We start from the raw sequence: 237 nt of genomic DNA, 5'->3' as shown, positions 1-237 counted from the left end.
AGAGCAGACGGCTCATAACCGTCCGGTCGCAGGTTCGAGTCCTGCAAGGTCCACCAATTAGAGATATAAAACGGAGGCGTACCCAAGTGGCTGAAGGGATCGGTCTTGAAAACCGACAGGCGGGTTAAACCGTGCGTGGGTTCAAATCCTACCGCCTCCGCCATACATTTTATACAACTTTATTATTTTTATTATTTTCGCGGGGTGGAGCACGACCGAATACGCTTCGAAGCATTA

At 49.4% G+C, this 237-nt stretch carries 1 tRNA gene; it reads left to right on the top strand.

Features of this window, described 5'->3' with window-relative positions:
- The first annotated feature begins 72 nt into the window (after positions 1–72).
- Positions 73–163: transfer RNA gene (locus CD29_RS19475), tRNA-Ser, on the top strand.
- Positions 164–237: the final 74 nt, after the last annotated feature.

The organism is Ureibacillus manganicus DSM 26584 (assembly GCF_000772945.1).
Classification (GTDB): Bacteria; Bacillota; Bacilli; order Bacillales_A; family Planococcaceae; genus Ureibacillus; species Ureibacillus manganicus.
This window is presented reverse-complemented; position numbering and strand designations above follow the sequence as displayed.